This is a genomic window from Heyndrickxia sp. MSNUG (genome assembly GCF_049532715.1).
GTDB lineage: Bacteria > Bacillota > Bacilli > Bacillales > Cytobacillaceae > Mesobacillus.
In genome coordinates, this window is record NZ_CP150978.1 from 4,733,204 (window position 1) to 4,760,125 (window position 26,922).

The window sequence follows — 26,922 nt, forward strand, 5'->3', positions numbered from 1 at the left end:
TTGGTAAAAACTTGTCTGCCTCGCATACGAGCAGGGTAATAGAAAAATAGTTACCGTACATGTTTTTTCACTTAAAAGGAAAAATTAGTTATTATGAAGATTTTTAAGGAGGATTGTTGATGAACGAATTCAATTCCAGATTACCACGTTTTCCTGAGCCTTTTTGGCGTAAAACAGCAGAGCTTCCCTCTTTCCCAAAACTGCAGGAGGATTTGAATGTTGATGTGGCAGTAGTAGGTGGAGGTATTACAGGCTTGACCTCAGCCTACCTGCTGGCAAAGGCAGGAGTCCAGGTCGTCCTGATAGAAGCAGGCACGATTTTGAATGGAACAACTGGCCATACAACGGCAAAGGTCACCCCGCAACATGGGCTCATTTATGACGAACTGATCAGTCATTTTGGCGAGGAAAAAGCGCGCCTGTACTATCAAGCGAACTATGAGGCCATGCAATTTGTCAAAAAGCTCGTGAAAGATGAACAGATTGATTGTGATTTAACCGAAGAGGACGCATACATCTACACAAATTCCGAAAAAGAAATGGAGAAGCTGCTCCAGGAATTTAAGGCATATGAAAAGCTGGGCGTTACTGGCGGCGAGTATGTTTCCGAGATTCCAATTCCGGTAGAAGCAAAAGCAGCTGTCGTCATGCGCAATCAGGCACAGTTCCACCCTCTCAAATTTTTGAAGCATTTAGTTGAACGTTTCATTGAAATGGGCGGGCAAATCTACGAAAACACAACAGCTGTCGATATGGAAGAAGGCGATGAGCCAGTTATAACGACCAGAGACAACCATAGGGTACACTGCAATCAATTGATCATCAGCTCGCATTTTCCTTTTTACGATTTAAAAGGATTTTACTTTTCGCGCATGCAAGTGAAGCGCTCGTATGTACTTGCGGTCAAGACTGAAAAAGAATATCCGGGCGGCATGTACATCAACGCTGAGACCCCGACCAGGTCGCTTCGCTTCACAGATTGGAATGGCGAAAAGCTTGTCCTGTTTGGCGGCGACAGCCATATTACTGGCCAGGAAGAAAACACTCATCAGTATTATGAAGCACTTGAAGCGTTTGCTTCACAAACATTCGGCATAAAAGAAATTCCGTTCCGCTGGTCTGCACAGGACCCAACGACGCTAGATAAAATCCCATTCGTCGGAAAATACTCATCCAGCACGGAGAACATTTTTGTCGCAACAGGCTACAACAAATGGGGCATGACGAATGGAATCAATGCAGCTCTTTTGATGACAGACCTTGTTTTGAAAAGGGACAACCCATACAAGGATCTATTTGAACCGCAAAGATTCCATGCCAATCCTGACATTGCTACCTTCGTAGCCGATAATGCCACTGTTGCGAAGGAATTGATTAAAGGCAAATTCGACCGCCCATCCACCACTCCAGAGAGCCTTGAGAAGGAAGAAGGCGCGGTCGTTACGGTAAATGAAAAACGAGCAGGAGCATATCGCGACGAAAACGGACAGCTGCACGTCGTCGACACCACCTGCACGCATATGGGCTGCGAACTGAAGTGGAATAACGGCGAACGCAGCTGGGACTGCCCTTGCCATGGCTCACGCTTCTCCTATAAAGGAGATGTTATCGAAGGTCCGGCCGAGCTGCCATTGGAGAAAGTGGATTTAGAATAAGGTAAAGCCGCCATTCTGGTTAGAGTGGCGGCTTTTTGCCTGATCGCTTACATAAAGCTTCCTTCTGTTAAATGATCCGCTTCTTGAAAAAGTAATACGCCTTAATAACACTTACGCTTACTAGTAAAACAGCGCATATTACTAGTAATAAATTGCAAACTACTAGTAATAAACTTCCCATTACAAGTAATAAACCTCACATTACAAGTAATAAAACGCATCTTACAAGTAATAAGCCGTCTTTACTAGTAATTCAAAGTCCCCATTACTTTAAAAAAAGCGCTTCTGCCAGTTAATTAACGGACATAAAGTATCCTGATTTTGAAAAAATCACCCTGCTAAGCAGGAAAATAAGTTTTCACATTCTTTTTTAACGAAAAACGTTACTTTTTTTCCTCCAGAAGCGTCTTATGGATCCAGATGCTTGCCTGCATCCCATCGCCCATCGCAATGGTGACTTGTTCTGAATGGGCGACGACGTCTCCTGCGGCCCAGACATGCTCCACATTCGTCATTTTTGTACGCGGATCAACAAGGACATGCTTGTTTTCATGAAGTTCTACGCCAAGCTGCTGTGCGAGCTGCGACTTCACTTCATTTCCTCCGAAGGCAATAAAGCCGCGTTCAGATAAGATCTGCTCCCCATTTGAAAGGATGACTCCCCTGAAACCTGGTCCATCTGCTAAAACCCTTTCGATTGGCCCATCGACATACTGAATTCCCTTTTCCTGCATAGCAGCCTTCTTTTCTTCATTCACTTCTGTTCGTTCGTGATTCACATACGTGATCTTATTGGAAAAATAGCTTAGAGTCAGTGCCATATTAGCCCCGACATTTCCTGCTCCCATCACAATCGTGGATTTATCCTTCACTTCATACCCGTCACAATCCGGACAGACATAGACACTGTTACCGAGGGCCGGCATCAAATCCGGGAATGGCGGAATCCGGTCCATTATCCCTGTAGCAAGCAGCAGCCTTTTCGCTTTGTAAATTTCACCGCTTTCAGACTCAATTTCAAATCCATCATTTGTTTTTCTAGCCTTGGCAGCCTTACCTATAATGAACTCGACACCGAGACTTTCAGCTTGCTGGCGGCCGATTTCCCTCAACTTCGGTCCGCTGATTCCATCAGGATAACCAAGGATGTTGTGGTAGCTGTGGCAAATGGCTGATCGTCCATCTCCCGCATCAAGCACCATGGTTTTATGATTATAACGGCCGAGCTGAATCGCTGCTTGCAATCCCGCAATCCCGGCGCCGATAATTAGACAATCATACATTTCATTACACCGTCCCTTATAAAAAGAATCATAGTAGCATAATTCCCTTTTCCAGGAGGGGTAATCCGGTATTTGCAACTTAAAAGTCCAACATGTTCATTATTTCTGTATTACATGTCTGTTGAATTCTGCTCCTTTTAGATTAATTTCTACGAAAAGGGGATTAATTTCTACAGTTTTATAGATAATTTCTACGGTTACCTTTTTAATTTCTACGTTTTTATCGATTATTTCTACAAAACGTCTCATAATCTCTACGTTTTCCATTCCACTGGAAAATCACCACACCATCTACTTGTGTCAAACTCACACAATATTTAACCTTAGCACTATAAATTGAGTTATAATTAAAGTGAGGTGGATATTTATGACAAATAAAATGGTAAAAAAACCAAAAATCCTGCTTTATGTATGTTTAGCCTCATTGATCCTGCTATCCAACTACACGCTTTATCGAACCTCTATGTTTGGTCCAATTCCAGAAGGCGCCGTCTTAGGATCATTTCTTGATTTACTGATCATATTGCCTCTTCTGACCTACTTCATGATCATCCGTAAACGGTATTCACTCAAAAATCTAGGTATTGTAATTTTTGCTGGTTTTGCTGCCGCTTACTTTATTGTCCCTCAACAGCATCTATCGGATTACTCCTTCCTTCCCTACTTGCTGATGGTTTCTGAAGGGGCATTCCTGCTGCTTGAGCTGTATATCGTCTACACCGTGATCACCAGACTGCCAAAGCTTTTAAAAGAGTACAAAAGCTTAAGCAGGCAAAGCTCATTTTTCCTCTTTAATGTGAAGAACGCCGTTGAAAAACATTTACCTGGTAACAAGACAGCGCTAATTTTCACAACAGAGTTTTCCTTGTTCCATTACGCACTCTTCTCCTGGAAAAAGAAAATCCATATTACCAGCGGCCAGGCTTTTACCTATCATAAAAAAACAAGCGCAAATGCTGTCTACATCATGCTGATCCACGCGATTGCCATCGAGTCGATCGGACTGCACTACTACCTGCATAGCTGGAATGCCATTGTTGCTTACATTTTGTTGTTCTTAAATATATATGGCATTCTTTATTTCCTTGCTGAGATTCAGGCGACTCGCCTTACTCCGTACTTGCTGACAGACGATCATTTGCTTCTGCAGACCGGATTCTCAAAGAGCATGCATCTTCCATTAAACAACATAAAAGAATTTAAACACTTTGACGGACCGGAAAAATTCACCCGGAAAGAAATGGATGAACTTTATGATGCCCGAGTCGCTGATTTCATCGTGGAAAAGCCGGCATTTGAAATCATGTTACATGAACCGCAGGATATCCATTTCATGTATGGCTTGAAGCGGAAAGTGTCGAGGATTGTGCTGAATGTCGATGAGCCAGCAGAGTTTTATGAGGAAATGCATAAAGCATTAACGACAGAAAAAAGCGATCATTCTTTATAGAGTGATCGCTTTTTTGACAGTTGTTGCAGGTAAAAATCATTAACCATTATATTCTTCTAAGATTTTCTCAAATGATAGCTCAGCTGTGCTGTCATATACAAGGTCAGCGTTCTCGAAGCTTTCCATAGGTCCAACTGCGACTGCGTACATGCCAGCGCCTTTGATCGCCTGCACGCCTGCTGCTGCATCCTCGACACCGATACATGCTTCTGGCTCCACGCCAAGCATTTCGGCAGCTCGAAGGAATACTTCAGGATGAGGCTTGCCATTCACGACTGTCTTGGCGTCGACGATAATATTGAACTCGGATTTCATTCCAAGTGACTCCATTACTGTGAACGCGTTTTTGCTTGCAGATGCAAGGCCCAGCTTAAGGCCATTTGCCTTAATTTCTGTAATCAATTCCTTGATTGCCGGCAAAAGGTCTGTTGGAGTGATGTTCTGAATCAGCGTTAAATAGTGATCGTTTTTCTTGTCAGCTAGCGCCTCTTTTTCTTCTGCAGAAAAATCATTTTCTCTGCCGCCAATCACAAGGATTTTTTCAAGAGAATCCATACGAGACACGCCCTTAAGCTCCTCGTTATCCTCGCGGGTAAACGTGATGCCCAAATCCTCAGCGAGTGCTTTCCATGCTAAGAAATGATATTCAGCTGTATCTGTAATGACGCCATCTAGGTCGAAAATGAACGCTTTGAGTGGTCTTGTCATGTTAAAACTCCTTTCTTTCTATGCAATGCAATTCCCGAAACCATGTAGAGGGAGACCCCTGGCAACCCAAAGATCTCCCATACTTTTATTTCAATTTTACAGAAAGCTCGCCATTTGCAGGAATCGTAATTTCCTCACCATAAAGGTTCATAGCAAGCTCCGGACCTTGCTGGGAAAGAACGACGTTTTCCTGGTTCACTTCCACTTTTACATAGTGATCGCGGAAGATGATATTGAAGCTGTACTGATTCCATGCCTTAGGAATAAACGGCGCAAATGACAATGTGCCTTCAGCCGTGCGCATGCCTGCAAAGCCCTGGACAATCCCCAGCCATGCACCTGTCATGCTTGTGATATGCAAGCCATCTTCAGTGTCATTGTTGTAGTTATCAAGGTCAAGGCGCGCCGTGCGGTTGTACATTTCGTACGCCTTCTCTTCCATGCCAAGCTCTGCAGCCAAAACTGCGTGGATACTTGGAGACAATGAAGATTCATGGACCGTCATCGGCTCATAGAATTCAAAGTTGCGGCGCTTCTCTTCTTCCGTGAACTCGTGGTTGAAGAAATACAAGCCCTGAAGAACGTCCGCCTGCTTGATGAAGCAGCTGCGAAGGATCTTATCCCATGACCAGTTCTGGTTGATTGGTCGATCTTCGGCTGACAGCTCAACAACTGTCTTTAAATCTTTATCAAGGAATGTATCGTGCTGGATAAATACGCCTCTTTCTTCATCATACGGGAAGTACATTCTGTTGATGATATCCTGCCATTTTGCAAGCTCTTCATCTGTGAATTCAAGTCCAGCAAGGCGGCCCTCATGACCGTTTTGCTTCAAGAAATCGATGACTTCGAGCGTATAACGCAGTGTCCATACAGCGATGCGATTTGTGTACCAGTTGTTGTTCACATTGTTTTCATATTCGTTCGGCCCAGTAACTCCATGCATCATATACACATTCTTGAACTTGTTGAAGTGGACGCGGTCTGCCCAGAAACGGGAAATCCCTGTCAGCACATCAATACCATATTCATGAAGATAGTTTTTATCTCCAGTGTAATTCACATAGTTATAGATCGCATAAGCAATCGCGCCGTTACGGTGGATCTCTTCAAACGTGATTTCCCACTCATTGTGGCACTCCACGCCTGTAAAAGTAACCATCGGATAAAGCGCTCCCTGCAGTCCCTGCTGCTTCGCATTGTGATAGGCACCATCAAGCTGGTTATGGCGATAGATAAGCAGGTTGCGGGCGACCTCGGACTCAGCAGTTGAAAGGTAAAGCGGGATCGCATATGCTTCAGTATCCCAGTATGTCGCTCCGCCATACTTTTCGCCTGTGAAGCCTTTGGGTCCAATGTTCAGACGGGAGTCTTCCCCATAGTAAGTCGAGAACAGCTGGAACAAGTTGAAGCGGATTCCTTGCTGTGCTTCATCATCCCCTGAAATTTCCACATCTGCGATTTCCCAGCGGCTCAGCCAGCCTTTTTTGTGCTCTTCCAATAGCTGATCGAAGCCTTTTTCGACAGCACGGTCAAGTACTTCGCGGCCTTTTAAAACAAGCTCATCCGCTTCATAATCACGGTCTGTTGTAACAGCGACATACTTGTAAAGGGTTACAGTTTGTTCCTGCTCCGCTTTTACTTCAATAACATTTTCTACATATTCATCCTTTTCGTTCACTTCCACTTTTGCTGCTTCAACGTTGACAACCGTTTGCATAGTTGTCGCTACCTGGAAAGTTGGCGTGCCGAATGGATTGTCAATTGTCTTCATGACAAGGCTGCCAGCGAATTCCGATGCATCCTTGCTCACTTCATACCAAAAGTCTTCTTCATAGTTAGAATCTTCGTTACGAACGTCCCCATCCAAATATGGAATAAAGGTAACGTTTCCATTATAGTTTTTAGCAGTTACGGAATAAGAAATTGCGGCTAATTCACGATCAGCAACGGATAAGAAACGCACTGCTTCCACTTCAGTTTCCTTGCCATTCTGGACAATAGCGAACTTCCTTGTCAGCACACCATGCTGCATATCCAGCTCACGATAATATTCCTTCACTTCTGCCTTATGAAGGTCAAGTTCTTCTCCATCAACTAATACTTTTACGCCGATAAAATTAGTTGAGTTAATTACCTTGCCGAAGTAATGTGGGTAACCATTTTTCCACCAGCCCACACGAGTCTTGTCAGGGAACCAAACACCTGCGATATATGAGCCGCGGTGGAAGTCTCCAGTATATGTTTCTTCAAAATTTCCGCGCATGCCCATATGGCCATTCCCCAGGCTCATGATGCTTTCAGCAAGTCGGAAATCTTCCTTATGCAATTCAGTTTCGATGATTTTCCAGCTATCGATTTCAAATAATCTTTTCATAGCTTTTATCTCCCTTTAAGAAGTTGTACAAACGTTTGCACTATTATATCATGAATTTCTTGAAAAATGGTAAAACCATTGGTGTTAATTTTGTGTCAAATAAAATTAATTATTATTTTACTATTGTAATCTGTGAAGTTAGTCCTATGACCTTTATGAAAGTAAACATTCAATATTTTAAAAATCTTTATACGGAGGGAGTACCCCATTTTTATGGTAAATTTGTTATATTTTATTAAAAATCTTATATAATCTAAAAGAACTATAAAGAAAGGAGGTAATCTTATGAGTGCAAGGTTTTTCAAAGTGGCCGCGGTCTATTTTGTAATTGCTATTATTCTAGGAATCGTTATGGGAATCAGGCATGATTTTTCACTTGCATCGGTACATGCTCACTTAAATCTGCTTGGCTGGGTGTCTATGGCCTTATTCGGGACTATTTATCATCTTTATCCTGCAGCAGGAAGCAGCAAGCTGGCCACCATCCACTTTTGGCTTCACAACCTTGGAGTACCAGTCATGCAGGGAGGCATAACCCTTGTCATGCTAACGGAAAATGGTGTCTTCACTGCATTTGCGATTATTGGTTCTCTCGTCGTCGTACTAGGCGGAATTTTATTTGCAGTAAATGTATTTAAGCATGTAAAAGCGGAATTTTTGGTACTAAAAAAGTTCGCCTGAATCTCAGGCGAACTTTTTTATTTAAGCGAGTTCAGTTTGTTTCGTTTCCTTGCCCCATAGCCAGACCGCTGCTGCTCCAATCAAAATGGAGATGCAGAAGATCGTGAAAATCATCGTAATCGAGATACCTTGAGCTGATAAATAAGGAACCATTAATGGCCCGAGAATTCCGCCAATCCGCCCAAAAGATGCAGCCATCCCTGCTCCTGATCCGCGGATTGTAGTTGGGTACTGTTCTGGTGTATAGGCATACAACGCGCCCCACGCTCCGAGGTTAAAGAATGACAACAGGATTCCAGCCGTAATCAAGAGCGCAAGGGAATCTGCCGAGCCGAAGAAATAGGCGCTGAGCGCAGTTCCAATCAGATAGACTACCAGCACAAACTTCCTGCCTGCTTTTTCAATCAGCCAGGCCGCTGTAAAATAACCCGGCAGCTGCGCGAGAGTCATGATCAATACATATTGGAAGCTCTTGATTAGCGTGAAACCTTTCATCACCATCACGCTTGGCAGCCAAAGGAACATTCCATAATAGGAAAACACGACACTGAACCATAGAATCCATAGCATCGACGTTTTTTTGACATGCTCTTTTGACCATACTTCTGCAATGCTCTCCATGATGGTCAACCTTTCCTTCTTTTCAACCGCCAGGAAGCGCGGTGAATCCGGAAGGTTCATACGGAGATACAGTGCATATAGTGCAGGCAGTGCACTTAAGATTAAGGCCATCTGCCAGCCAAACCTCGGAATGATAAAGTAAGAAATCAGCGCCGCTACAAGCCAGCCTCCTGCCCAAAAACTCTCCAGCAGGACGACGACGCGCCCGCGCTTTTCAGCAGGGACGCTTTCGGATACCAAAGTTGAGGCGACCGGCAGTTCTCCCCCGAGTCCCATCCCAATAAAAAACCGCAGCAGCAAAAAGAATGACAAAGTCGTGGCCATAGCCGAAAGTCCGCTGCCGACAGAGAATAGCAATAACGTTATGATAAAGACATTTTTCCTTCCAATCCTGTCAGCAAGCAAACCGAATACAAGCGCTCCGACTGCCATCCCAATTGAATTTACACTGCCAATCCAGCCCATCTCCTGGACAGACAAATCCCAGTCCACCTTCAGCGCCGCAATGATAAATGACAAAATCCCCACATCCATTGCGTCAAACATCCAGCCCAGACCAGCAATGCCAAGAAGCTTTTTCTCTGAAATCTCCTGAGTTTTTTTCATATTGCCCTCCTGCTTCATTGCAACGATACAAGTAGTTTCCCTTAATTTGATATTTTTAACATAATATCTCTTCTGCTCTTCTATATTAGCACGTGTCTTTACAGTAGTCATGATAAAGTTTTCTCTATTTAAAATTTGAAATTAACGATGATTATTTCGAGTTCGCCAGATTATATGGCAATTTAGCCAAATAACTTAATTTTCGCCAGAATAGTTTTGAACTTCGCCAAATTATTTTCAGCGAAGAAAATTTCACTTTAAATTTCAGTAAAATGAATCTAATGCTCGCTGATTCCACTTATCAATAGCTTTTTCCAAACAAAAATCCCCCTGCTAAAACGCTGCAAGAGGATCATAAAATCAACTCATTTTATCCAAAATGACGGTTACCTTGAACAAATCGCCATCGACTTCAATATCGAGTGTGCCTTCATGCAGATCCACGATCGATTTCGCGATCGCGAGCCCGAGGCCGGACCCATCCGTGTGGCGCGATTGGTCTCCTCGTTTGAAGCGTTCGAACAACTCATCCAAATCCTCACCAAGCTCGTATTTCGTCACATTTTTAAAGGTAAGCACAGCCTGGTCCTGCTCAGCTTTCACCGAAATATACACTCTTGAATTCTCAAGAGAATACTTGAGAATGTTGCCGATCAGGTTATCAAACACTCGCCATAGCTTCTGGCCATCGACAAATGCGTAAACTGGATGGTCAGGCTGGGACACGCGCAAATGCAGTGATGATTGGCTTAAAGCTTCGTTGTGCTCCGCAAGTGCCTGCTGCAAGAGCTGGATAAGATCCACTCTATCCTTGCGCAGCTCGATGTTGCCGCTCGCCATTTTCGTTGCCTCGAATAAGTCATCAATTAAAACCTTTAATCGCTTTGACTTACGGTCGAGAATCTCAATATAGGAGTCACGATCCTCTGGCGCTAAGTCAGGCGTTTTCAAAAGCTCCGTATAGGTGATGATCGAAGTTAGCGGCGTCCTTAAGTCATGGCTTACATTTGTGATCAGCTCCGTTTTCAGACGCTCGCTCTTTGCCTGCTCCTTGTGCGAAACCTTCACAGAGTTTCTCAATGTGTTGATGTCAGCTGCATGCCTTGCAAGGACGGATTTGCCTTTTACCGGGAGATCACTGCCCATTTTCCCGGCAGCAAGCTCCTCAGTATTCAATAGAATCTTATTAAAATAGCCTGCCTTTTTCATGATAATGATGAGAAGCGGAAGCCCTATTACCACCGAGGCCAGGCCAAAAATCACAATGAATCCCGGATCATAGATGGCGGTCACGGCTAGCATCCCAAGAAAGAACACAAATCCCATCAGCACAATCAGTTGAAATCCGATGCTCCAGATGAGGAAGGCATCTAAAATTGCCTGATAGACTTTAAACACTAAACTCTTTTTCGAGTCGTCTTTTAGCTTTGCGAAGTCATTTCGGTATTCAGCCATTGTTTTCAGCTGCATCAAGCCAAATGCAAGCAATGCGGCTGCAGCTGCCATGCTGATCAATAGCTCAATCAGCGACGAGAAGATATCAGAATTGTAATATACAAACTGCTCGCTGATCAGAGTCAAGGAAAGCAGGAAGAAACCAGCTGTCGCAAGCATGACGCCAAATCTCACATCGAGCGGAACTTTCGCGTAAACCGGCTTGAAATTTTCAAACGTTCCAAAAACAATAGCTAGTTTGCGCCTTGCGATAATATAAGCAGCAATCAGCGCCCCGAGACTGGCAATCATATATCCAATGAAAAGCACCTGGCGTTTTTGAAAATATTTATAATCACCGATTGCCTGAAGGTTGGCTGGAGCATTTTTAGACAGTCCGATCTTCCCTATGAAATTCCTGTTTTGATTCATCAGGATCGCCTCAGCGACCTCATTGTAAGGCATGAATTCCTCATAGCTTCCTGTATACCCATAAATGTCCTGGATATCACTGTAATCCTGAACAAAGTACATTTCTTTGCTGTTCATATAATCCGATAAGGAATCACCCTCTTTAAGATTAAGGTTCGTAAATACCTCTCCCGTATCAGCGTCCTCCAAATGATACTTATACGCACGCTCCAAGTTTGCAAATTGCCGGCGATACTTCTCCAGCTCCTGATAAAATTCATCTACACGTTTCTCTTTTTCCTTCACAATTTTGGCCCGTACATGTTCATCACTGTTGAAGTTTTCGGTAATATCAGCGATTTTTGTATCTCTTTCTTTCGTTAGTGCTGTCTCAACCGTTTTATTTCCGCTGTCCTTAGCATCCTGGATCTGCTGTTCATATTGCATATTGATATTCGAAATTTGCTCTCCAAGATTTCCATAGCGTGTGCGGTGTTCTTCAATTTCTTCATCGGAAACGGTAATTTTTTTCTTCATTTCTTCTTTAGACATGCTGTTCAGTTTATAGACATTCAGCAGGCTGACGAATCGCCCCATTTGATAGCCATATTCTCCAGATTTAACGTAATCTCCCTGCAAAAACTGACTGCCATTCGTAAAGGCAGAAAACAATCCGCTAAGCCCAAATGATACGAGCAAAGCCCAAATGACAACAAGATACTTACTTTTCGATTTTATATCCAATGCCCCACACCACCTTTAAAAACCTCGGATTCTTCGGATCGATTTCTATTTTTTCACGGATTTTCCGGATATGGACGGCTACCGTGTTCTCAGCATTGTAGCTTGGTTCCTTCCAGACACGTTCATAAATATCGTTGATTGAAAATACTCTGCCTGCGTTCGTCATCAGCAGTTCGATGATCTTGTACTCGATCGGCGTCAGCTTAACCATTTCCCCATGTGCGGTAACTTCCTTTGATGACTGGTCGAGAGTCAGCCCGTTCAGGTCAATCACCTTTGATTTCCCTTCGTATGTACCCAGCGTGACATACCGCCTCAGCTGCGATTTCACCCTGGCAATCAGTTCGAGCGGATTGAACGGCTTCGTCACATAATCATCGGCACCAACCTGAAGACCGAGAATTTTATCCGTATCCTCACTTTTCGCGCTCAGGATGATAATCGGAATATTCTTGTCTTCGCGAATCCGGAAAGTAGTCGTAATCCCATCCTGTCGCGGCATCATCACATCAAGGACGATCAAGTGAACGGGCTGCTCATTGAGTTTTTCAATCGCCTCAATCCCGTCGGCAGCCTTGATGACTTTGATTCCTTCATTCTTTAAATAAATTTCAATTGCATCGCGTATTTCTTTTTCATCGTCAACCACAAGCACATTGTATTGTTCCACGTGAAAACCTCCTTTCCACAAAGGCAAGCTTTGATGTTTTCTATTCTAGACGGCGAACCTTAACATTCACCGACGATAAATCTTAAGATTTTCTTAATAATGGAAAAAGCGGTGTGTGTGAATCTATTATATATTCTTATATGAAGTGTGAGAAAAGGTATTTTTATGAATAGAAAGATAGGAGACAAAATGGGACGGACTGAAGAAGATTAAATAAGCTTAAAAGACTCAGCCTGGCGTGATGAGTCTTTTTTGTAACTTGAGTTTCCAATTGGTTGAATCACTCCCTATCCAACTGGAAAAAATCATTGATAATTTCCAGTTCGCGGGATTTCGACAAAAAGTTGCGGAATGAAGTGGGTTTTTCGCGGAATAAAGATGGGTTTTCGCGGAATGATCCCCTCTTTTTGCGGAATCCAGAAAACTTGAGAGCAAAGCTTCAGATTATAATAGTTTATTTACATTAAAAGTGTAAAAAATCCAACCCTTCCAGCTGACAAACACTTTATTTTCGCAAAGTAGCAATGATTCGGTTTGGTTTTAACAATAAATCGAATGCCTCGTTAATATTATGAACGATCATATCGCTTTTCAAGAGTGTAGAGGTTGCGCAGCCTTCATTGCCGATCACCGCGATGCTGACATCTGCTTCTTCAAACATCGCAGCATCATTAGCTCCATTTCCTATACAGACCGCGCCAGCCAAACTCCGCACAAATTCTCCTTTTTCCTTTGTATGATCTCCTGAACGGAGAACATGAACCGATATAGACAGCTCACTGCATTGATTCACGACGCTGCCATTGGTATCTGCAGTGATAACATGGATCTCCAGCTGTTTGCTTAAAAGATGGATCCTGTCTTCCACCCCACTAATTAACTCCCCGTCCACTGCAATCGTGCCGTTAAAATCCAAGACTAAATGCTTTATTTCAAGCTGTTCTCTGCCAGGAATAGTAAAAGTCAGCATGGCTTTCCTCCAGTAACTATATTTTAAAAATTATTATACACTCTCCTTTAACTTCAGAAAAAACGAGATATTTTACTAGTACTAAAGTAATATTATAAAACAAGTAGTTTTGTTAATTTATTACATATAAATATTTGAAAACATAAATGAAGGAGTACTAAACCAATGGCCACAATTTATAAAAGCAAAGAAGGAAAAGAACACATCCTCAGTCAATACGAACATTACCTGACTCAGTTTGATCTGCCGATTGATCGGGAGTATGTGGATACACGTTTCGGAAAAACGCATGTCCTTAAATTGGGCAGAACAGATGGGAAGCCGTTGTTTATCTTTCAGGGAGGAAATTGTATCAATCCGATGACCTTATCCTGGTTCAAGGGTTTGTTAACAGATTACAAGATTTATGCACCTGATACCATTGGACATCCAGGCTATAGTGACGAAGCGAGAATTTCTGCTTCAGATCAAAGTTTCGCGAATTGGGTTGAAGATTTAATGGCGCATTATCAGATTGAAAAATGTGCTTTTATTGGTCCTTCATACGGCGGGGGCATCATCCTCCGGCTGGCCGCTTTTATGCCGGAAAAGATCCAGTGTGCGGTACTCGTTGCGCCAGCAGGAATCTGCCTTGGATCAAAAGCGCAAATGATCAAGGAAATCCTTGTGCCGATGTTATTTTATAAAATGAACGGGTCTGCTAAAAACTTAAGGAAAATTGCAAATGCGATGTCGAGAAGCAGTATGAATGACATGGATGAGGGGATTATCGGCAGTATTTTTAAATACGTGAGCTTAGAGGATGAAATGCCCAAGCTTACGTCTGCACAGGAACTGAAAGATTATCATGCTCCGACACTCGTCATCACTGGGACTGAGGACATCTTTTTCCCAGAAAGGAAAATTTCCCAGAAAGCAGCAGGACTTTTCGGGAACCAATTAGAATTAAAGCAATATACAATGGGGCATTTTCCATCAGCCGAAGACCTCGCGAAAATAGACAGTGACATTAAATTGTTTCTTACAAAACATTATCTTTAGGAGGTAACAATGAGCAATAATCCTATCCAAAAAATCGGCCAAATCGGTATACCTGTAAAAAACTTAGATCGAGCTATTCCTTTTTATCAGGAGCAATTAGGGCTTCGGCTTTTATTCAACACAGAGACGATGGCTTTCTTTGACTGTGATGGTGTCCGTCTTCTCCTCAGCATTCCAGAAAACGAACAATTTGCCCACCCGAGTTCGGTCATTTATTTTCAGGTGGAAAAGATGAATGAAAAGTACGAGGAATTGCTCGCAAAGGGAGTAAGCTTTTTAGACGAACCACATGTTGTGGCTAAAGTGGGCCAGACAGAGACATGGATGACATTCTTTAGAGATACCGAAGACAATGTCCTAGCGTTCATCAGCGAGGTAATGGCTTAAATAAGAAAGGATACTGCCAGCAGTCGCAGTATCCTTTTTATTGTATCGCTTTCAGTTCATTCTTTTTCAGGAATAGCTCAATCTGGTGTGCTGCCATCATTCCTGAGGTGCTGTTCAAGTGCATGCCGTCAGTCAGCAGTAAAAATCCATTCTGCTGAGCAATGCGGTCCAGGCTGTATCCGTATACAAAGTGCTGAATAATCGCCTTCTCTAGCATTTTCGAACCATTTTTCAATGAACGTCCTCTTGTATGTCCTTTTCCCTTTAAATAGGCTTTTAATTTTTCATTAAAGGGCAGGTAGGAAACATTGCTTATTTCAGCGATCTTTTTTATGACTTCGTTGTATTGGTCGATTTCCTTGTTCGCTTTTGAAAATAAATTTTCACCCGCTACCGGGAGTGAGAGCAAAGCAACTTTTGCAGTCGTTTCTGTTTTCAGCCTATTCACAATTTGAGCAAGGTTTTTCTCATAAACTAATAAGGATGGCTTCTCAAACTGTTCCTGTATTTTGATATTCCTTTTCGCAATATCTGGAGCGATTTTTGCTGATGCATCATTCAAGCCGACCATGATGATGACAAAATCCGGATGGCAGGCAATCACCCGATCAAGACGCTGAAGAACATCAAAGGCCGTGCTTCCATTGACCCCGTCATTAATAAATTGGTAATCAACGCAGCCCTTCCGCTTAGAAGCGTCTTCGACAAAATTATAGCTAATATTTCCATGTACGACATCTCCGCCGATGACAGCGACAAGCTTCTTCCCTTCATGTCGCATCCCATTCTTCAGGAAAGCTTCAGGATTATTCGCTGGAAGTTGTTTTAGTTTATTTTTCCGCTGATAAAAAACAATTACTCCCGCAACCACAAGCAGCAATAATGGTAGAGTACCAAATAACATAAAATCCATATACGACCCCTCTCTTATAAGTAATTTATTGAATATCTATAAAATGATTAATATTAATTAAAAATTCTGAATATATATTGTATATTATTCGACAAGACTGTAATATTTCCCTTTAAATGAACGATTTTCTCACATGAAAAATTTATTTTTTCTTCCCTACTCTCATCATAGCCATTTATGATACGCAGCAGACAAAACAAATGGTACAAAAATTTAAACAAATCAAAAAATTGCTTTGCAAGTTGCGTCAATTGTAGGATAATATTATATGGTAGAGATTGGGAAAGGGGAAATTATGCCTATGCTGGAAGCTAGGTTATATAATGTTTCACTATTTTTTGTATCAATTGCCGTGGCTTTTGGATTAGGTACCTTTTTCGTGAATGAACACACATTTTTAATAGCTTTATTCATATATTGGTTGTTTTCGACCATGTATAACCATCTCAGAATCATTGCCCAAAATGGAACACTGAAGTTTGATTATGGAATCAATTATAGTTTATCATTCGGTATTTTTGCCGGCCCAATAGGTTTGTTCATCTTTGAGACGCTCTTTCGTTTTACAGTATATTTTGCTAGAAAAAGCTCAAAGACTGCCGATGAAGATGAATTTTGGGACACGTTCTACAATATTGGTGCTCATGTTCTGATTTACTCAATTGGATATTTTGTATTTAATCTGGCTTATCCTTTATTTAAAGGGGTACCATTTGGATTTTGGATCCTGATGTGTATCCTTGCAGTGGGCACCATGCTTATATCTTATACATTCCTGTCTATCGCTTTTTACATTCTGGGAGAAATTAAAAGCGCGCGGGAAGCAATCCAATTCTTTAAGGAAAGCAACAATGTCCTCGATTTGGGTAAAACAGCTTTTACAAATGGATTGCTGCTGCTGTTCCTCCAAGAGCAGAAGTGGGAAATGATGGTCAGTTTATTTATTTTGAATTATTTGGTCAGCCGCTCCTTCCATTCAAAATCCCAGAATATCCAGAATAAGATCGAGCGGGACAAGTTCGAACAAATGGCTTATACAGATTTCCTTACAGGTGTTCCAAACAGGGCATTCATGGATTTGAAAATGTCCGAATTGAACCAAACAGGTGAAAAAATCGGCATTGTTGTAACAGATATCGATAAATTCAAACGAATCAATGATTCGTATAATCATGCTGTCGGTGACAGGGTGATCCAGCATTTCGCTTTGACATTGAACCATTATCTATCTGAAAATGATTACCTTTTCCGAAGCGGCGGCGAGGAATTCACGCTGATCCTGAGAAATAAATCATACAGTGAAACCATTGATCTGGTGGAAAAAATCCGCCAGGGCATCGAAGCTAGTTCAGTTGATGTGGAATATAAATCTGAAATTCACTCCATTTCGATTACCTCTTCATTTGGTTTGTATTACTTCACGGTAAATTCATATACCTCAATGGAAAAAGGATATATTTATGCCGACCAGCTGCTGCTTCAATCAAAGGATCTTGGCAAAAATAAAGTGACCTATAAAAAAGAACTGTCGAAGCAGACAGGCTGACAATATATATTAAAGACAGAGAAGCCTTCTCTGTCTTTTTCATCGTCCTCCATAAGCAGGCTTATGTCTCCCATTCTATTGCGCTGCATTTCACCTTTTACCCCTCTAAAAGTGCATGAATAAATCTGCTGATGCTGCCTCGTTTAAGACCCATTTAATCGGGACTTGCTCGGCCGGATGTACGAACTCAAAATTATCCTTTATATCTAAATCCACAACGTATAACTGAACGCCCATTTCGACCGCGATTCCCAGTAGTTCATGAACAGAAGATACACCAAAATCGCTGATTGCATTTGATAAGTACTCAAGATCGTCTGAGGGAACTGATATATATCGCTTATCAAGAATATTGACGCCTTTACGTGAGAACGCCAAAATCACCTTTGCGCCCGATGATGCCGCGCCAAGGGCAATATTTAACGGAGGATAAACAGATTCCAGTTCATCATGCAGGGCCATTACCACCACTTTTTTCTGATCCATGCCAGTCGCCTCCATCAATAACTTAAGACCGCATCTGCCTGATAGGCAATATCCAAAAATGTCGCTACTCCTGCCAATTGGGCACCGTCAACAAGTTCAAGGCCATCCGCAATCAGCACATTCATCTGGCAGCCAAAAAATCCAATTCCCATGTCCATCGCTCTTTTCATAAGTTTGGCGAGATCAATATTTTGTGTACGCTCGATTATTTTTAAGTACCGCTTATCCAGTACCCTCGCACCATCGAGGTCAAAGAAGATGCTGATCTCATTCCCCTGCTCTGCATGTTTTACTGCTTCTTTTAATACATAAGGCACATTAGAACTTAAGGAAACAAAATAAACCAATTTCTTGTTCGCCAAGGGCCATCCCTTCTTTCAGTCCGGTTGCTTATACAGCTAATTATTGTATCCAAACGGAATATTCATGAACCGCTTACATATATATTATATACCCTTATAGGTATATAAGAAACTGCGAACAACTGGGAACAGAAAAAAAGTGTGTGGAAATCCACACACTTTCTTCTAGCATTCAAATAGTCTTCGTTTCTTCCCTATTCCTGAAAGGAGGGAATGATAACTTAATGAGATGGATCAGTTGTATCAACGTGCTTAAGATGCTTGAAATTCATCCTGATGAACACAACTGACAAAAACACGAACCCTGCGCCAACTAAAAATGGAACATGAGAGTTAAACACTTCTCCTAATTTAGCTGCCATGAAAGGTGCAATGGCTGCACCGATAAAACGCAGGAAGCTGTACGCGGCCGATGCAGTCGCCCTTTCTACTGGCGCTGCATCCATAACGGCCGTTGTAATCAAAGTATTGTTATTCCCCAATATCGCGCCTGCAAAAATAACAGCGCTGATTACAACCCACTGTGTCGTTGCAAAGATTCCTATGATTGTTAAGTCTAAGGCAAAGAGTATCAGCATGAAAATCATTGCCTTCACAGTTCCAAACCATTGCTGAAGCTTAGGTGCCATGAATACAGACGTAAGCGCCAGCAGGATTCCCCAGCCTAAAAATACGTAGCCAAGGCCCTTTGGTTCCAACCCCATCACAAAGGGAGCGTATGCCATGATAGTGAAGAAACCAACATTGTATAATGCAGCGACAATCCCCAGTACCAAAAGCGAACGGTGTTTCATCGCGTGGAAAGGTGCCAATAGTGGAGTCTTTGCTTTTTTAACTGCAGGTATGTTTGCTTTAGGCATTAATAAGGTAAGCAGGATAAAGGCGAATACCATCAATGTGGCAACTCCAAAGAATGGAGCTCTCCAGGTCAAGGACCCTAATGTCCCGCCCATCAACGGACCAATTGAAATGCCAAGTCCCACGGCTGCTTCATAAAGTATGATTGCTTTTGCTGTTCCGCTGTCTGAAAGAGAAACAATCGCTGCCAGCGCTGTTGCGACAAACAGCGCATTGCCTAGTCCCCATCCGCCCCTTAAACCGACCAATGTCCAAATATTTTCGGCGAATCCTCCCAAAGCAGAGACAATCGCAATAATTGAAATTCCCAGAAGGAGTGTACCCTTGCTGCCCAGCTTTGAAGATACCGTTCCAGTGATCAGCATGGCGAATGCCATTACTGCATTATAGCTTGTATATAGTAAAGTTACCTCACTAGGTGTCGCGTTCAAATTATGGGCAATTGTTGGCAAGACAGGGTTCACGAGCCCCATCCCCATGAAGGCAGTGATTGCTGCAAAGAAAACAGCCCATACAGCGACTGGCTGCTTCAGGATTCCAGAAGCAGCCTCAGATTCAATCGTCAAAGGTTTTGCTGCTGTTTGTGATTTTGAAGTCATTCTTACGTCTCCTCTTTTTGCTATTTTGGGTTATAGTAATTTTTTAAAGGAATGCCTGATGACATCCCCCCGGCTGATGATCCCAGCCAATATTCCATTCCGTTCAACAGGCACTTTTTTAATTTGCTTTTGGCCCAAAAGTGCCGCAATATTTTCGATTTCCTGGTTCCATGCCACTTTTTGCACTTTCTTCTGAGCAATGGCCATCACGTTCAAGTTCAAGACCTTTTGGGCCCTTACCTCAAATTCATCATCATCTCCCTTGATCACATCAACATAATAAAAAGAGTCAACGACGATATCCTTGTGTTTCCCGATATACCGCATGATATCCCCATCACTTATATAAGCGACAATTTCATTCCGCTCATTAACCACGGGCATACCGCTTATTTGATGATCAATGAATTTTTCAATTACCAATCGCACATTGTCCGTATCTTTGACCTTGTAAACTGTACTATCCATGATTTCATGAGCCTGCATATGAATCTCCCATCCGTTATTAAGAGTTAATTAGCTAAAAGAAAGTAATTGCATAATACAACCATTTGATTGTATAATACAACTATAATCAATGTCAATGGTGATTTCCAAAGATATACATAAAATTGACAAAAGCCCAGGTTATATTATTATGTAACCTAGAGGAACTATCCGGGGTGAAAAACAATGAATAAAGAAGCATTGGAAACAATTGAACTAGAATTGGCCATCCTGATCCGCCGACTTACTTCTGTTTCAACAGATAAAAGAAAAACCAGCCTTGACCGGTCTGGGTATCTTTTGCTTCGGAGACTATCCGCTCTTGGACCTGCAGGTGTGAAGGTTCTGGCTGATGAATTTGATCTTGATATCTCTACCGTCAGCAGGCAAGCACGAGCATTAGAGGATAAAAAGTATGTGAAAAAAATCCCCGACTCACAAGATGGCCGTTCTTATTTTTACCAAATAACAGAATCTGGCTATGCAGAATTAACCGCCAATCAGATGTCCCGATTAGACAGCATCACGAATCTGCTAAGTGACTGGACTGATGATGACCGCGAGAGTTTGGGGTATCTTCTGAAAAAATTCAATCACTCTTTAAAAAATCGATAATTGGAAGAGGCAGGCAGAAATACACCATTTCTGCCTGCCTTTTATTGTTTGGTATTCACTTTGCCCACTTCTCCAGGAGCGGGCCATTCTCCCCGTACACTGGATCCGTTTCTGGTACTGGCACATTTTTAATTTGCGATATTGCTTGCGCTCGTACACCAGGATCTTTTTGATTCAGGTTAGGAGTGCTTCCATTCGGATAAGCCCCGACAACGGCAAAATCCTCGGTGCTCTCCATTTTCCTGTGGCCCGTACCTGCCGGCAGAACAACTGCGTCACCAGCTGTTAGGTTAAGTCGTTCTCCGCCATCTCCCCCTAAAAGTACCGTCGCTTTACCAGACTTCACACCTAATACCTCATGTGTGTTTGTATGGTAATGGTGATACTCATAAATATCGCCAGTCCATGTCCCTGTCCAGTTATGCTGCACGAATTGGGCTTCGATATTAACGGTATTTTCAAAAACACCTTGATACACGATTACAGGTAAATCAGGATTATTCGGAATATCACCTGTATCGTTCAGAAAAAACGATCTTACTTGTGCTTCCATGGTGGAATCTGCTCCTTTCTTCTTCAAAGATAGAATGGGCCCATCCCCGATCTTTTTATATAATGGCCAGGGCAAATAGAGCCCTAGTTTCACTGAACCTAAAATTCCCTGGAGTTAAACGTATCTCCTTCTTGCAGGTTTCCCGCTTTATAGCCTTTATAGAACCAGCTCTTCCTCTGTTCCGAAGTTCCGTGTGTGAAGCTTTCCGGCACGACATAGCCCTGCGAACGCTTCTGGATTGTATCATCTCCGACAGCACTTGCAGCATTCAAAGCTTCCTCAAGGTCTCCTTCTTCCACTACACCCATTCCCTGTGCATGGTTAGCCCATACTCCGGCTAAATAGTCAGCCTGCAGTTCAAATCGCACCTGATACTTGTTGAATTCTGTCTTGCTCAGATTCTGGCGCATTGAGTTCAATTTATCGGAAGTTCCCAGTAATGTTTGTACATGGTGCCCTACTTCGTGAGCAATTACGTAAGCCATCGCAAAGTCACCCGGCGCCTGGAATTTACTTTGAAGCTCATCATAGAAACTTAGGTCGATATACAGCTTTTGGTCACCCGGACAATAAAACGGCCCAACTGATGCGCCTGCGGTACCACAGGCAGACTGGACACTTCCAGAATACAATACTAGGGTCGGCTCCTTATAAACCATCCCTTCTTTCTTAAATTCTTCAGTCCAAACCTCCTCTGTATCAGCCAAGACAACGGATACAAAGTCAGCAAGGTCCTTTTCCTGCTGTGTTTCCTCATAAGGAGCAGCTGATTGCCCTCCCGTGTTTGACATATTGTTCACGACATCCCCTAGATCGCCTCCGCCAAGGAATGTCATGATCACTAACAGGACGATCCCGCCAAGGCCGCCGCCCATTAGCATCCCGCCTCCGCCCATTCCTCTTCTATCCTCAACATTGCCGCTCGCTCTTCTGCCCTTCCATTGCATGATGTTTCCTCCCTGCATTCTATTAAGAAACTTATTAAAACAAATTTTAGTTTTGTTTTAGTGTTATACCCGCTATTACTAGATTTATTTAAGCTTCTATGAATATTTTTTTGGAAAAAATGTTTTAGAATGAATTTTATTTTTAGGGCGGTTCACAATTTTCCAGAAGAAGACTTTGGTTTCTTTCAAAAAAAGGCTCTGTTAAACAAGGCTGTTGATTTTCGTTCCAGGCGCTTCGCTTTCCGCGGGGCTGGCGCTGAGCCTCCTCGTCGCTTCGCTCCTGCGGGGTCTCACCTGACCAGCTGCGCCCGCAGGAGTCTACGCGCCTTCCACTACAATCAACAGGGTTTAACAATCAACATTCATCTTTAACAGAGCCTAAAAAATGTATGACATAAGCAGTATAGTTCATCCAAGGATTCCATTGGAACATATAAAAAGACATGCCTCCATCTGGCATGTCCCTAATCTTTCAATATTTTCTCATTGCCTAGGAAATATTCTTGCTGATTGCTCCGGCAACATCATACAGTTCAAGATTTATATCCAACATCTCCCCGGTCGCCAGCTTTGCCAGCTGTGCCCCCAAGTAAGGTCCGACGGTCAAACCTGATGAACCAAGACCATTTGCCAAAAACAAATGATCATCATAACCAGGTACTGCTCCTATAATTGGCAGGAAGTTAGGCGCCACAGGACGGAAGCCAACACGTGCTTCTATGAACGTTCCATTTGCCAGTCCAGGAGCTGCTGCCAGTGCTTTAGCAAAAATCTCATTTAGGCCCCCTGCTGTTACCCGGCGGTCAAATCCCATTTCATCTTCATGTGTAGCCCCGATTACTACCCTGCCTCCCTCAAAAGCTAAAATGTACTGGTTATTTGGAGGCATGACAACTGGCCACATACTTGTTTCAGTATTTTCAAGCTGAAGATGGACGATTTGGGCTTTTTGCGGAGCAATCTGAAGAGTGATCCCGAGCGTTTTTAGGATCTCTGGGGCCCATGCACCCGCAGTAATCATGACGCGGTCAGCCTCGTAGCGCTTACCACCTGCCAGCACTGCCTTTACTTGATTTTGATCATGCTCTAGCTGGGCATCCCCATTGACAAGACATGCGCCATGTTTTATTGCCGCGTTGATTAGTGCCTGACGAAGCGCGCGCCCATTAACGCGTGCCGCACCGCTAATATGGACAGACGAGTAATCACTAGATAACGCCGGAAACATTTCCATTGTTTCAAGCTGGGAGAGTTGGCGGATCTCGCCAATTTCGGGAGCATCTTCTCTCCTTAATCTTGCTCTTTCTTCCATTTTATTAAGCTTTTCTGTATCTGTATGGAGACTGATTGCCCCTACCTGCTCATAGCCAGTTTCTGTTTCCCCATCCTCCTCCAGCTGCTTTATGAGAGATGCATAGTACTCTGCCCCGCTTTTAGCGAGGGAATACCAAGCTTTGTTCCTGCGCTGGCTAAGCCAGGGACATATGATTCCCGCAGCAGCATCCGTCGCCTGACCTGACTCCTGACGGTCAATTACTGTTACACTGGCACCTGATTTCGCTAAATGGTAAGCAGTGGATGCTCCTAAAATCCCAGCACCTATAATGACGAATTTTTTCATATAAACACCTTTTTCACTTATTTACTTGTGTCCATTCTACAGGAGTTATGGAGAAGACTTCAATGAAGGGTATTTATTTCTCAACATTCATGTAATTTTTGTATGAACCAGGTTTTAATCATTCAAAAAAATTCATACAATTAAACACTTGTCCAAAAAGAAAAGGAAGCGATGAAATGCTTACGCAGAATAAAAAGCTCTATGATTTGGCCAATTTTCTATTTCTTTATTTAAATGTTTTTGTGGCATTTGGTGTAATCTATCTCTTTTTAGATATCTTCCAATTAGGCCCTTTAATCGACCCATCAGCCTTGAAAGAACAGCCAAAACTTTTTGCGGAAAAATTAGAGAATGCCTTTCACCTGAGCGGGATCGCTTTGTTTTTTGAAGATACTAGCAAAATCATACCGAGTGGCTGGTCAAGGGCGGTCGCAAATATTGAACAGGCGGTTGGATTTTTATTGCCTGCCTTTATCATGATGAAGTTCAGTCCGGAAGAAAACGAATATCGCTCAAGAAGCAAAATCTCCTTCCGAAAGTTTTTCTTCAAATCGGTGTTTGTTATTATAGGAGCCCTTTTCGTATCGTTCGCACTTGAATTTTTTCTGATTCCCAACCATATCATCGATGGCGGAATCGTTGGTATCTCCATCATTATGTCCTATTTGACAGGTTTGAAGCTGGAGTTCTATTTGCTCCTCCTGAACCTTCCCTTCCTCTACCTGGGCTATAAAAAAATCGGAAAAAGATTTGTTGTGACCACCTTATTGGGGATTACCGTATTATCACTTGGAACACTCGTCCTTTACAATGTTCCTGTTCCAACGGGAAATCCACTCTTAGCTTCCTTATTTGGCGGCATCTTTCTTGGAGTGGGGGTAGGCATTGTCATCCGATATGGAGGGTCGCTCGACGGCACAGAAATTTTAGGCATCTTGCTGAATCGCCGAACTTCTTTTTCTGTTGGCAAGGTCATTATGTTCATCAATATTTTCGTATTTTCCAGCGCCGGGTTCATTTTTGGCTGGGATAAAGCTTTGCTCTCATTGGCAGCTTATTACATCGCCTCTAATATGATTGATGTTACCCTTGAAAGATTTGGCTGAAGGATAAACTTTATAAAAAGATTTGTTGAGAATAAACACAATTGCTGTGAATACAGTCAGCATACACAATAGTCCGATACCTCCATGCACGGGGGTATCTTTTTTGTATAAGGACAAACTGTATAGATAAAAATACGTAAAAATACGCAGAAGCACCGAGGAGCCTATGATAACTGTTTCTCTATTTGTATCGATGACGTTGATTTTGATTATTTCATTTGCAATAATAAGCAAAAAGAACAATCCATTAAATCTCATCTTTGTTTTCATGAGTATCGAATACCTGTTTACTAGTTTTATTTTAGTCATCGCAGATAATGAAAAACTTTGGAAGGTATCTACGGAGCCATGGCATTTCCTGATGTTTCGAATTTCCGAAGTAATAATCATTCCCCTAATGCTTCCTTTGTTTCTTGAAATCGAGAGAAGACTGACAACATCAACTGCTAATTGCTGCCACCTTTATTTTGGTTGGCATTGAGCGCTCACTTCCCATCCTTGATATTATGGAATACATGAACTGGAGGCTATGGGCTTCATTTTTGACCTGGTTTTTATTTTTAGCCATCACGAGTATGTTGAGAAGAATGTATAGCCGTATCCTGTTTAAGGAAGGGATTACACAATGACTTTTTTGCTTTTTCACTACTTCCTATATAGATTTTTTACAGTATAAGAATTGGAGCCCATACTATTCTCTTCCTGTTTATTTAACAGTCCAGCCTTTGACGATCTTGTTTTTCAAGCTGGTGAAGTCAATCCATGAAAAATCACTTCCAGCTTCTGGCTCGCAACATTAAAGAAGGGTGCCAAATGGCACCCTTGAATTTTCATTTGATATTAAGCTTTTTATGATAGGCAATTTCCTGCCCATTAACCGTAAAAACCTCATGATTATTAGCATTAAGCGTTACTTTAATATGATATGTCCCCGGTTCCAGGTCGCCTAGGTTATAGCGTACAGCCTGTTTAATTTTTGTCCATTCACATACAAGTGTGCGTGCCCTTCGCTATAGTTGACTTCATTAAGACCAGCTTTTTCTGGAGTGAATTTAAAATTGTCTGTCATGATATGAAGCAGCCAAGACCCTGAAGGATCTTTTTTTACAGATCCTTCAATTGAAGGAATTTGCTCGCCTGAAGGAATTGACACTTCTTTATGGCTGTGTGCATCACCATGTTCCGAAGCCTGATTGTGCCCATTTTGATTATGAAAATATAACATCACTGACACAAATGAAAATATAACGATAAAACTAACAAATCTGTACATTGAATCCGTCTCCACCTTGCCCTTATCGGTCTATCGCGTGACCAGAATGTTGTCCTTTTTTCCTGACTAGCTCACCGATGATTACCAGCAATAAGCCAAGTGCAAGGAATGCAAGATCATACATTAATGCATTAGGGTCCCCTGGCTTTACACGGTGGATTTTCAAAAGATGATGGTTCACTACACCTTCTACCAAGTTAAAAATGCCAGCCCCTGTTAAAAAGCTTCCTACAAGCAGCCTTACACCTCTAGTAATATCTGACGGTCTCCCGGCCAGCCATAAAAGAATCCCACCGATTACTAATGCTATGGTGACGCCAAAGTGGAATATTCCATCACTTGCAATCTGTCCTGGACGATCGATCTGCATGACCACACTATGCCATTGCAATAACTGGTGAAAGATGATCCCATCCATGGCTCCCATAAAACCTAAACCAAGGACGAAACTGCCTATGCGCAGGAAGTTCCTTTTCGCTTTCGGACTCACAATCAAAACTCCCCCCTGTATATTCAAAC

General features: G+C 42.5%; 25 protein-coding genes. 8 read left to right on the plus strand and 17 right to left on the minus strand.

Annotation, left to right across the window (positions count from 1 at the left end):
- Positions 1 to 119 precede the first annotated feature (119 nt).
- Positions 120 to 1,655, plus strand: a complete 1,536-nt coding sequence (locus tag AABM38_RS23585; RefSeq protein WP_423408560.1) for an FAD-dependent oxidoreductase — start codon at positions 120 to 122, stop codon at positions 1,653 to 1,655.
- A gap of 383 nt (positions 1,656 to 2,038) precedes the next feature.
- Here the strand turns inward: AABM38_RS23585 and AABM38_RS23590 are convergent, their stop codons facing one another.
- Positions 2,039 to 2,938: an NAD(P)/FAD-dependent oxidoreductase gene (locus tag AABM38_RS23590; protein WP_423408561.1), complete on the minus strand. Its 900-nt coding sequence runs from the start codon at positions 2,936 to 2,938 to the stop codon at positions 2,039 to 2,041.
- Between the two features lie 367 nt (positions 2,939 to 3,305).
- Between AABM38_RS23590 and AABM38_RS23595 the strand changes: the two genes are divergently transcribed.
- Positions 3,306 to 4,388, plus strand: a complete 1,083-nt coding sequence (locus AABM38_RS23595) for a hypothetical protein (protein ID WP_423408562.1) — start codon at positions 3,306 to 3,308, stop codon at positions 4,386 to 4,388.
- 39 nt (positions 4,389 to 4,427) lie between these two features.
- Here the strand turns inward: AABM38_RS23595 and pgmB are convergent, their stop codons facing one another.
- Both pgmB and AABM38_RS23605 read right to left on the minus strand, forming a co-directional pair.
- Complete coding sequence (gene pgmB, locus AABM38_RS23600; RefSeq protein WP_423408563.1) at positions 4,428 to 5,096, minus strand: beta-phosphoglucomutase; 669 nt, start codon at positions 5,094 to 5,096, stop codon at positions 4,428 to 4,430.
- Between the two features lie 85 nt (positions 5,097 to 5,181).
- On the minus strand, positions 5,182 to 7,473 hold the full coding sequence (locus tag AABM38_RS23605; RefSeq protein WP_423408564.1) for a glycoside hydrolase family 65 protein: 2,292 nt from the start codon (positions 7,471 to 7,473) through the stop codon (positions 5,182 to 5,184).
- A gap of 285 nt (positions 7,474 to 7,758) precedes the next feature.
- On the opposite strand from AABM38_RS23605, the gene AABM38_RS23610 reads away from it, so the two are divergent.
- Positions 7,759 to 8,154 (plus strand): cytochrome-c oxidase, encoded by a 396-nt coding sequence (locus tag AABM38_RS23610; protein ID WP_423408565.1) that lies wholly within the window; start codon positions 7,759 to 7,761, stop codon positions 8,152 to 8,154.
- Between the two features lie 21 nt (positions 8,155 to 8,175).
- On the opposite strand, the gene AABM38_RS23615 is transcribed toward AABM38_RS23610, so the two are convergent.
- The 4 genes from AABM38_RS23615 to AABM38_RS23630 all read right to left on the minus strand — a co-directional run bounded on the left by AABM38_RS23615 (position 8,176) and on the right by AABM38_RS23630 (position 13,610).
- Entirely contained in the window at positions 8,176 to 9,381 is a 1,206-nt protein-coding gene (locus tag AABM38_RS23615) for an MFS transporter (RefSeq protein WP_423408566.1), read from the minus strand.
- A gap of 360 nt (positions 9,382 to 9,741) precedes the next feature.
- Positions 9,742 to 11,970 (minus strand): sensor histidine kinase, encoded by a 2,229-nt coding sequence (locus AABM38_RS23620; RefSeq protein ID WP_423408567.1) that lies wholly within the window; start codon positions 11,968 to 11,970, stop codon positions 9,742 to 9,744.
- Positions 11,948 to 12,640: a response regulator transcription factor gene (locus AABM38_RS23625; protein WP_423408568.1), complete on the minus strand. Its 693-nt coding sequence runs from the start codon at positions 12,638 to 12,640 to the stop codon at positions 11,948 to 11,950. Before AABM38_RS23625 ends, AABM38_RS23620 begins: the two co-directional genes overlap by 23 nt.
- 505 nt (positions 12,641 to 13,145) lie before the next feature.
- Positions 13,146 to 13,610: an HAD family hydrolase gene (locus AABM38_RS23630; protein WP_423408569.1), complete on the minus strand. Its 465-nt coding sequence runs from the start codon at positions 13,608 to 13,610 to the stop codon at positions 13,146 to 13,148.
- Between the two features lie 165 nt (positions 13,611 to 13,775).
- Between AABM38_RS23630 and AABM38_RS23635 the strand changes: the two genes are divergently transcribed.
- Together AABM38_RS23635 and AABM38_RS23640 are read left to right on the plus strand one after the other, a co-directional pair.
- Positions 13,776 to 14,651, plus strand: a complete 876-nt coding sequence (locus AABM38_RS23635; protein ID WP_423408570.1) for an alpha/beta fold hydrolase — start codon at positions 13,776 to 13,778, stop codon at positions 14,649 to 14,651.
- Between the two features lie 9 nt (positions 14,652 to 14,660).
- The gene (locus AABM38_RS23640; RefSeq protein WP_423408571.1) at positions 14,661 to 15,038 is read left to right on the plus strand and encodes a VOC family protein; all 378 of its coding nucleotides are present in this window, start codon (positions 14,661 to 14,663) and stop codon (positions 15,036 to 15,038) included.
- 37 nt (positions 15,039 to 15,075) lie between these two features.
- Here the strand turns inward: AABM38_RS23640 and AABM38_RS23645 are convergent, their stop codons facing one another.
- On the minus strand, positions 15,076 to 15,951 hold the full coding sequence (locus tag AABM38_RS23645) for an SGNH/GDSL hydrolase family protein (RefSeq protein ID WP_423408572.1): 876 nt from the start codon (positions 15,949 to 15,951) through the stop codon (positions 15,076 to 15,078).
- A 268-nt stretch (positions 15,952 to 16,219) separates the two neighbouring features.
- Here AABM38_RS23645 and AABM38_RS23650 point away from each other — a divergent pair, with 268 nt between their 5' ends.
- Positions 16,220 to 17,497, plus strand: coding sequence for a GGDEF domain-containing protein (locus AABM38_RS23650; RefSeq protein ID WP_423408573.1), 1,278 nt, complete (start codon positions 16,220 to 16,222; stop codon positions 17,495 to 17,497).
- Positions 17,498 to 17,602: 105 nt separating this feature from the next.
- Here the strand turns inward: AABM38_RS23650 and AABM38_RS23655 are convergent, their stop codons facing one another.
- The 4 genes from AABM38_RS23655 to AABM38_RS23670 form a co-directional block, all read right to left on the minus strand.
- Complete coding sequence (locus tag AABM38_RS23655) at positions 17,603 to 17,983, minus strand: peroxiredoxin family protein (RefSeq protein ID WP_423408574.1); 381 nt, start codon at positions 17,981 to 17,983, stop codon at positions 17,603 to 17,605.
- 14 nt (positions 17,984 to 17,997) lie between these two features.
- Positions 17,998 to 18,345 (minus strand): DsrE/DsrF/DrsH-like family protein, encoded by a 348-nt coding sequence (locus AABM38_RS23660; protein ID WP_423408575.1) that lies wholly within the window; start codon positions 18,343 to 18,345, stop codon positions 17,998 to 18,000.
- Between the two features lie 221 nt (positions 18,346 to 18,566).
- Positions 18,567 to 19,802: an MFS transporter gene (locus tag AABM38_RS23665; RefSeq protein WP_423408576.1), complete on the minus strand. Its 1,236-nt coding sequence runs from the start codon at positions 19,800 to 19,802 to the stop codon at positions 18,567 to 18,569.
- 30 nt (positions 19,803 to 19,832) lie between these two features.
- Complete coding sequence (locus tag AABM38_RS23670; protein WP_423408577.1) at positions 19,833 to 20,288, minus strand: CBS domain-containing protein; 456 nt, start codon at positions 20,286 to 20,288, stop codon at positions 19,833 to 19,835.
- A gap of 186 nt (positions 20,289 to 20,474) precedes the next feature.
- Here AABM38_RS23670 and AABM38_RS23675 point away from each other — a divergent pair, with 186 nt between their 5' ends.
- Complete coding sequence (locus AABM38_RS23675; protein ID WP_423408578.1) at positions 20,475 to 20,903, plus strand: MarR family winged helix-turn-helix transcriptional regulator; 429 nt, start codon at positions 20,475 to 20,477, stop codon at positions 20,901 to 20,903.
- A 55-nt stretch (positions 20,904 to 20,958) separates the two neighbouring features.
- Here AABM38_RS23675 and AABM38_RS23680 read toward each other — a convergent pair whose 3' ends face one another.
- The 3 genes from AABM38_RS23680 to AABM38_RS23690 all read right to left on the minus strand — a co-directional run bounded on the left by AABM38_RS23680 (position 20,959) and on the right by AABM38_RS23690 (position 24,024).
- Positions 20,959 to 21,456, minus strand: coding sequence for a cupin domain-containing protein (locus AABM38_RS23680; RefSeq protein ID WP_423408579.1), 498 nt, complete (start codon positions 21,454 to 21,456; stop codon positions 20,959 to 20,961).
- Between the two features lie 98 nt (positions 21,457 to 21,554).
- Positions 21,555 to 22,403: a KPN_02809 family neutral zinc metallopeptidase gene (gene ypfJ, locus AABM38_RS23685; protein ID WP_423408580.1), complete on the minus strand. Its 849-nt coding sequence runs from the start codon at positions 22,401 to 22,403 to the stop codon at positions 21,555 to 21,557.
- A 490-nt stretch (positions 22,404 to 22,893) separates the two neighbouring features.
- Positions 22,894 to 24,024: an NAD(P)/FAD-dependent oxidoreductase gene (locus AABM38_RS23690; protein ID WP_423408581.1), complete on the minus strand. Its 1,131-nt coding sequence runs from the start codon at positions 24,022 to 24,024 to the stop codon at positions 22,894 to 22,896.
- Between the two features lie 176 nt (positions 24,025 to 24,200).
- Here AABM38_RS23690 and AABM38_RS23695 point away from each other — a divergent pair, with 176 nt between their 5' ends.
- Positions 24,201 to 25,130, plus strand: a complete 930-nt coding sequence (locus tag AABM38_RS23695; protein ID WP_423408582.1) for a YitT family protein — start codon at positions 24,201 to 24,203, stop codon at positions 25,128 to 25,130.
- A gap of 946 nt (positions 25,131 to 26,076) precedes the next feature.
- On the opposite strand, the gene AABM38_RS23700 is transcribed toward AABM38_RS23695, so the two are convergent.
- Complete coding sequence (locus AABM38_RS23700) at positions 26,077 to 26,403, minus strand: hypothetical protein (protein ID WP_423408583.1); 327 nt, start codon at positions 26,401 to 26,403, stop codon at positions 26,077 to 26,079.
- A gap of 22 nt (positions 26,404 to 26,425) precedes the next feature.
- Positions 26,426 to 26,893, minus strand: a complete 468-nt coding sequence (locus tag AABM38_RS23705; protein WP_423408584.1) for a DUF2243 domain-containing protein — start codon at positions 26,891 to 26,893, stop codon at positions 26,426 to 26,428.
- Positions 26,894 to 26,922 lie beyond the last annotated feature (29 nt).

Coding starts and splice junctions, on each gene's coding strand:
- AABM38_RS23655 (WP_423408574.1), bottom strand. CDS start 17,983: ATGGATCAGAAAAAAGTGGTGGTAATGGCCCTGCATGATGAACTGGAA.
- pgmB (WP_423408563.1), bottom strand. CDS start 5,096: ATGACAAGACCACTCAAAGCGTTCATTTTCGACCTAGATGGCGTCATT.
- AABM38_RS23585 (WP_423408560.1), top strand. CDS start 120: ATGAACGAATTCAATTCCAGATTACCACGTTTTCCTGAGCCTTTTTGG.
- AABM38_RS23690 (WP_423408581.1), bottom strand. CDS start 24,024: ATGAAAAAATTCGTCATTATAGGTGCTGGGATTTTAGGAGCATCCACT.
- ypfJ (WP_423408580.1), bottom strand. CDS start 22,403: ATGCAATGGAAGGGCAGAAGAGCGAGCGGCAATGTTGAGGATAGAAGA.
- AABM38_RS23640 (WP_423408571.1), top strand. CDS start 14,661: ATGAGCAATAATCCTATCCAAAAAATCGGCCAAATCGGTATACCTGTA.
- AABM38_RS23695 (WP_423408582.1), top strand. CDS start 24,201: ATGCTTACGCAGAATAAAAAGCTCTATGATTTGGCCAATTTTCTATTT.
- AABM38_RS23590 (WP_423408561.1), bottom strand. CDS start 2,938: ATGTATGATTGTCTAATTATCGGCGCCGGGATTGCGGGATTGCAAGCA.
- AABM38_RS23630 (WP_423408569.1), bottom strand. CDS start 13,610: ATGCTGACTTTTACTATTCCTGGCAGAGAACAGCTTGAAATAAAGCAT.
- AABM38_RS23670 (WP_423408577.1), bottom strand. CDS start 20,288: ATGCAGGCTCATGAAATCATGGATAGTACAGTTTACAAGGTCAAAGAT.
- AABM38_RS23650 (WP_423408573.1), top strand. CDS start 16,220: ATGGTAGAGATTGGGAAAGGGGAAATTATGCCTATGCTGGAAGCTAGG.
- AABM38_RS23595 (WP_423408562.1), top strand. CDS start 3,306: ATGACAAATAAAATGGTAAAAAAACCAAAAATCCTGCTTTATGTATGT.
- AABM38_RS23665 (WP_423408576.1), bottom strand. CDS start 19,802: ATGACTTCAAAATCACAAACAGCAGCAAAACCTTTGACGATTGAATCT.
- AABM38_RS23635 (WP_423408570.1), top strand. CDS start 13,776: ATGGCCACAATTTATAAAAGCAAAGAAGGAAAAGAACACATCCTCAGT.
- AABM38_RS23605 (WP_423408564.1), bottom strand. CDS start 7,473: ATGAAAAGATTATTTGAAATCGATAGCTGGAAAATCATCGAAACTGAA.
- AABM38_RS23610 (WP_423408565.1), top strand. CDS start 7,759: ATGAGTGCAAGGTTTTTCAAAGTGGCCGCGGTCTATTTTGTAATTGCT.
- AABM38_RS23645 (WP_423408572.1), bottom strand. CDS start 15,951: ATGGATTTTATGTTATTTGGTACTCTACCATTATTGCTGCTTGTGGTT.
- AABM38_RS23615 (WP_423408566.1), bottom strand. CDS start 9,381: ATGAAAAAAACTCAGGAGATTTCAGAGAAAAAGCTTCTTGGCATTGCT.
- AABM38_RS23675 (WP_423408578.1), top strand. CDS start 20,475: ATGAATAAAGAAGCATTGGAAACAATTGAACTAGAATTGGCCATCCTG.
- AABM38_RS23700 (WP_423408583.1), bottom strand. CDS start 26,403: ATGTACAGATTTGTTAGTTTTATCGTTATATTTTCATTTGTGTCAGTG.
- AABM38_RS23680 (WP_423408579.1), bottom strand. CDS start 21,456: ATGGAAGCACAAGTAAGATCGTTTTTTCTGAACGATACAGGTGATATT.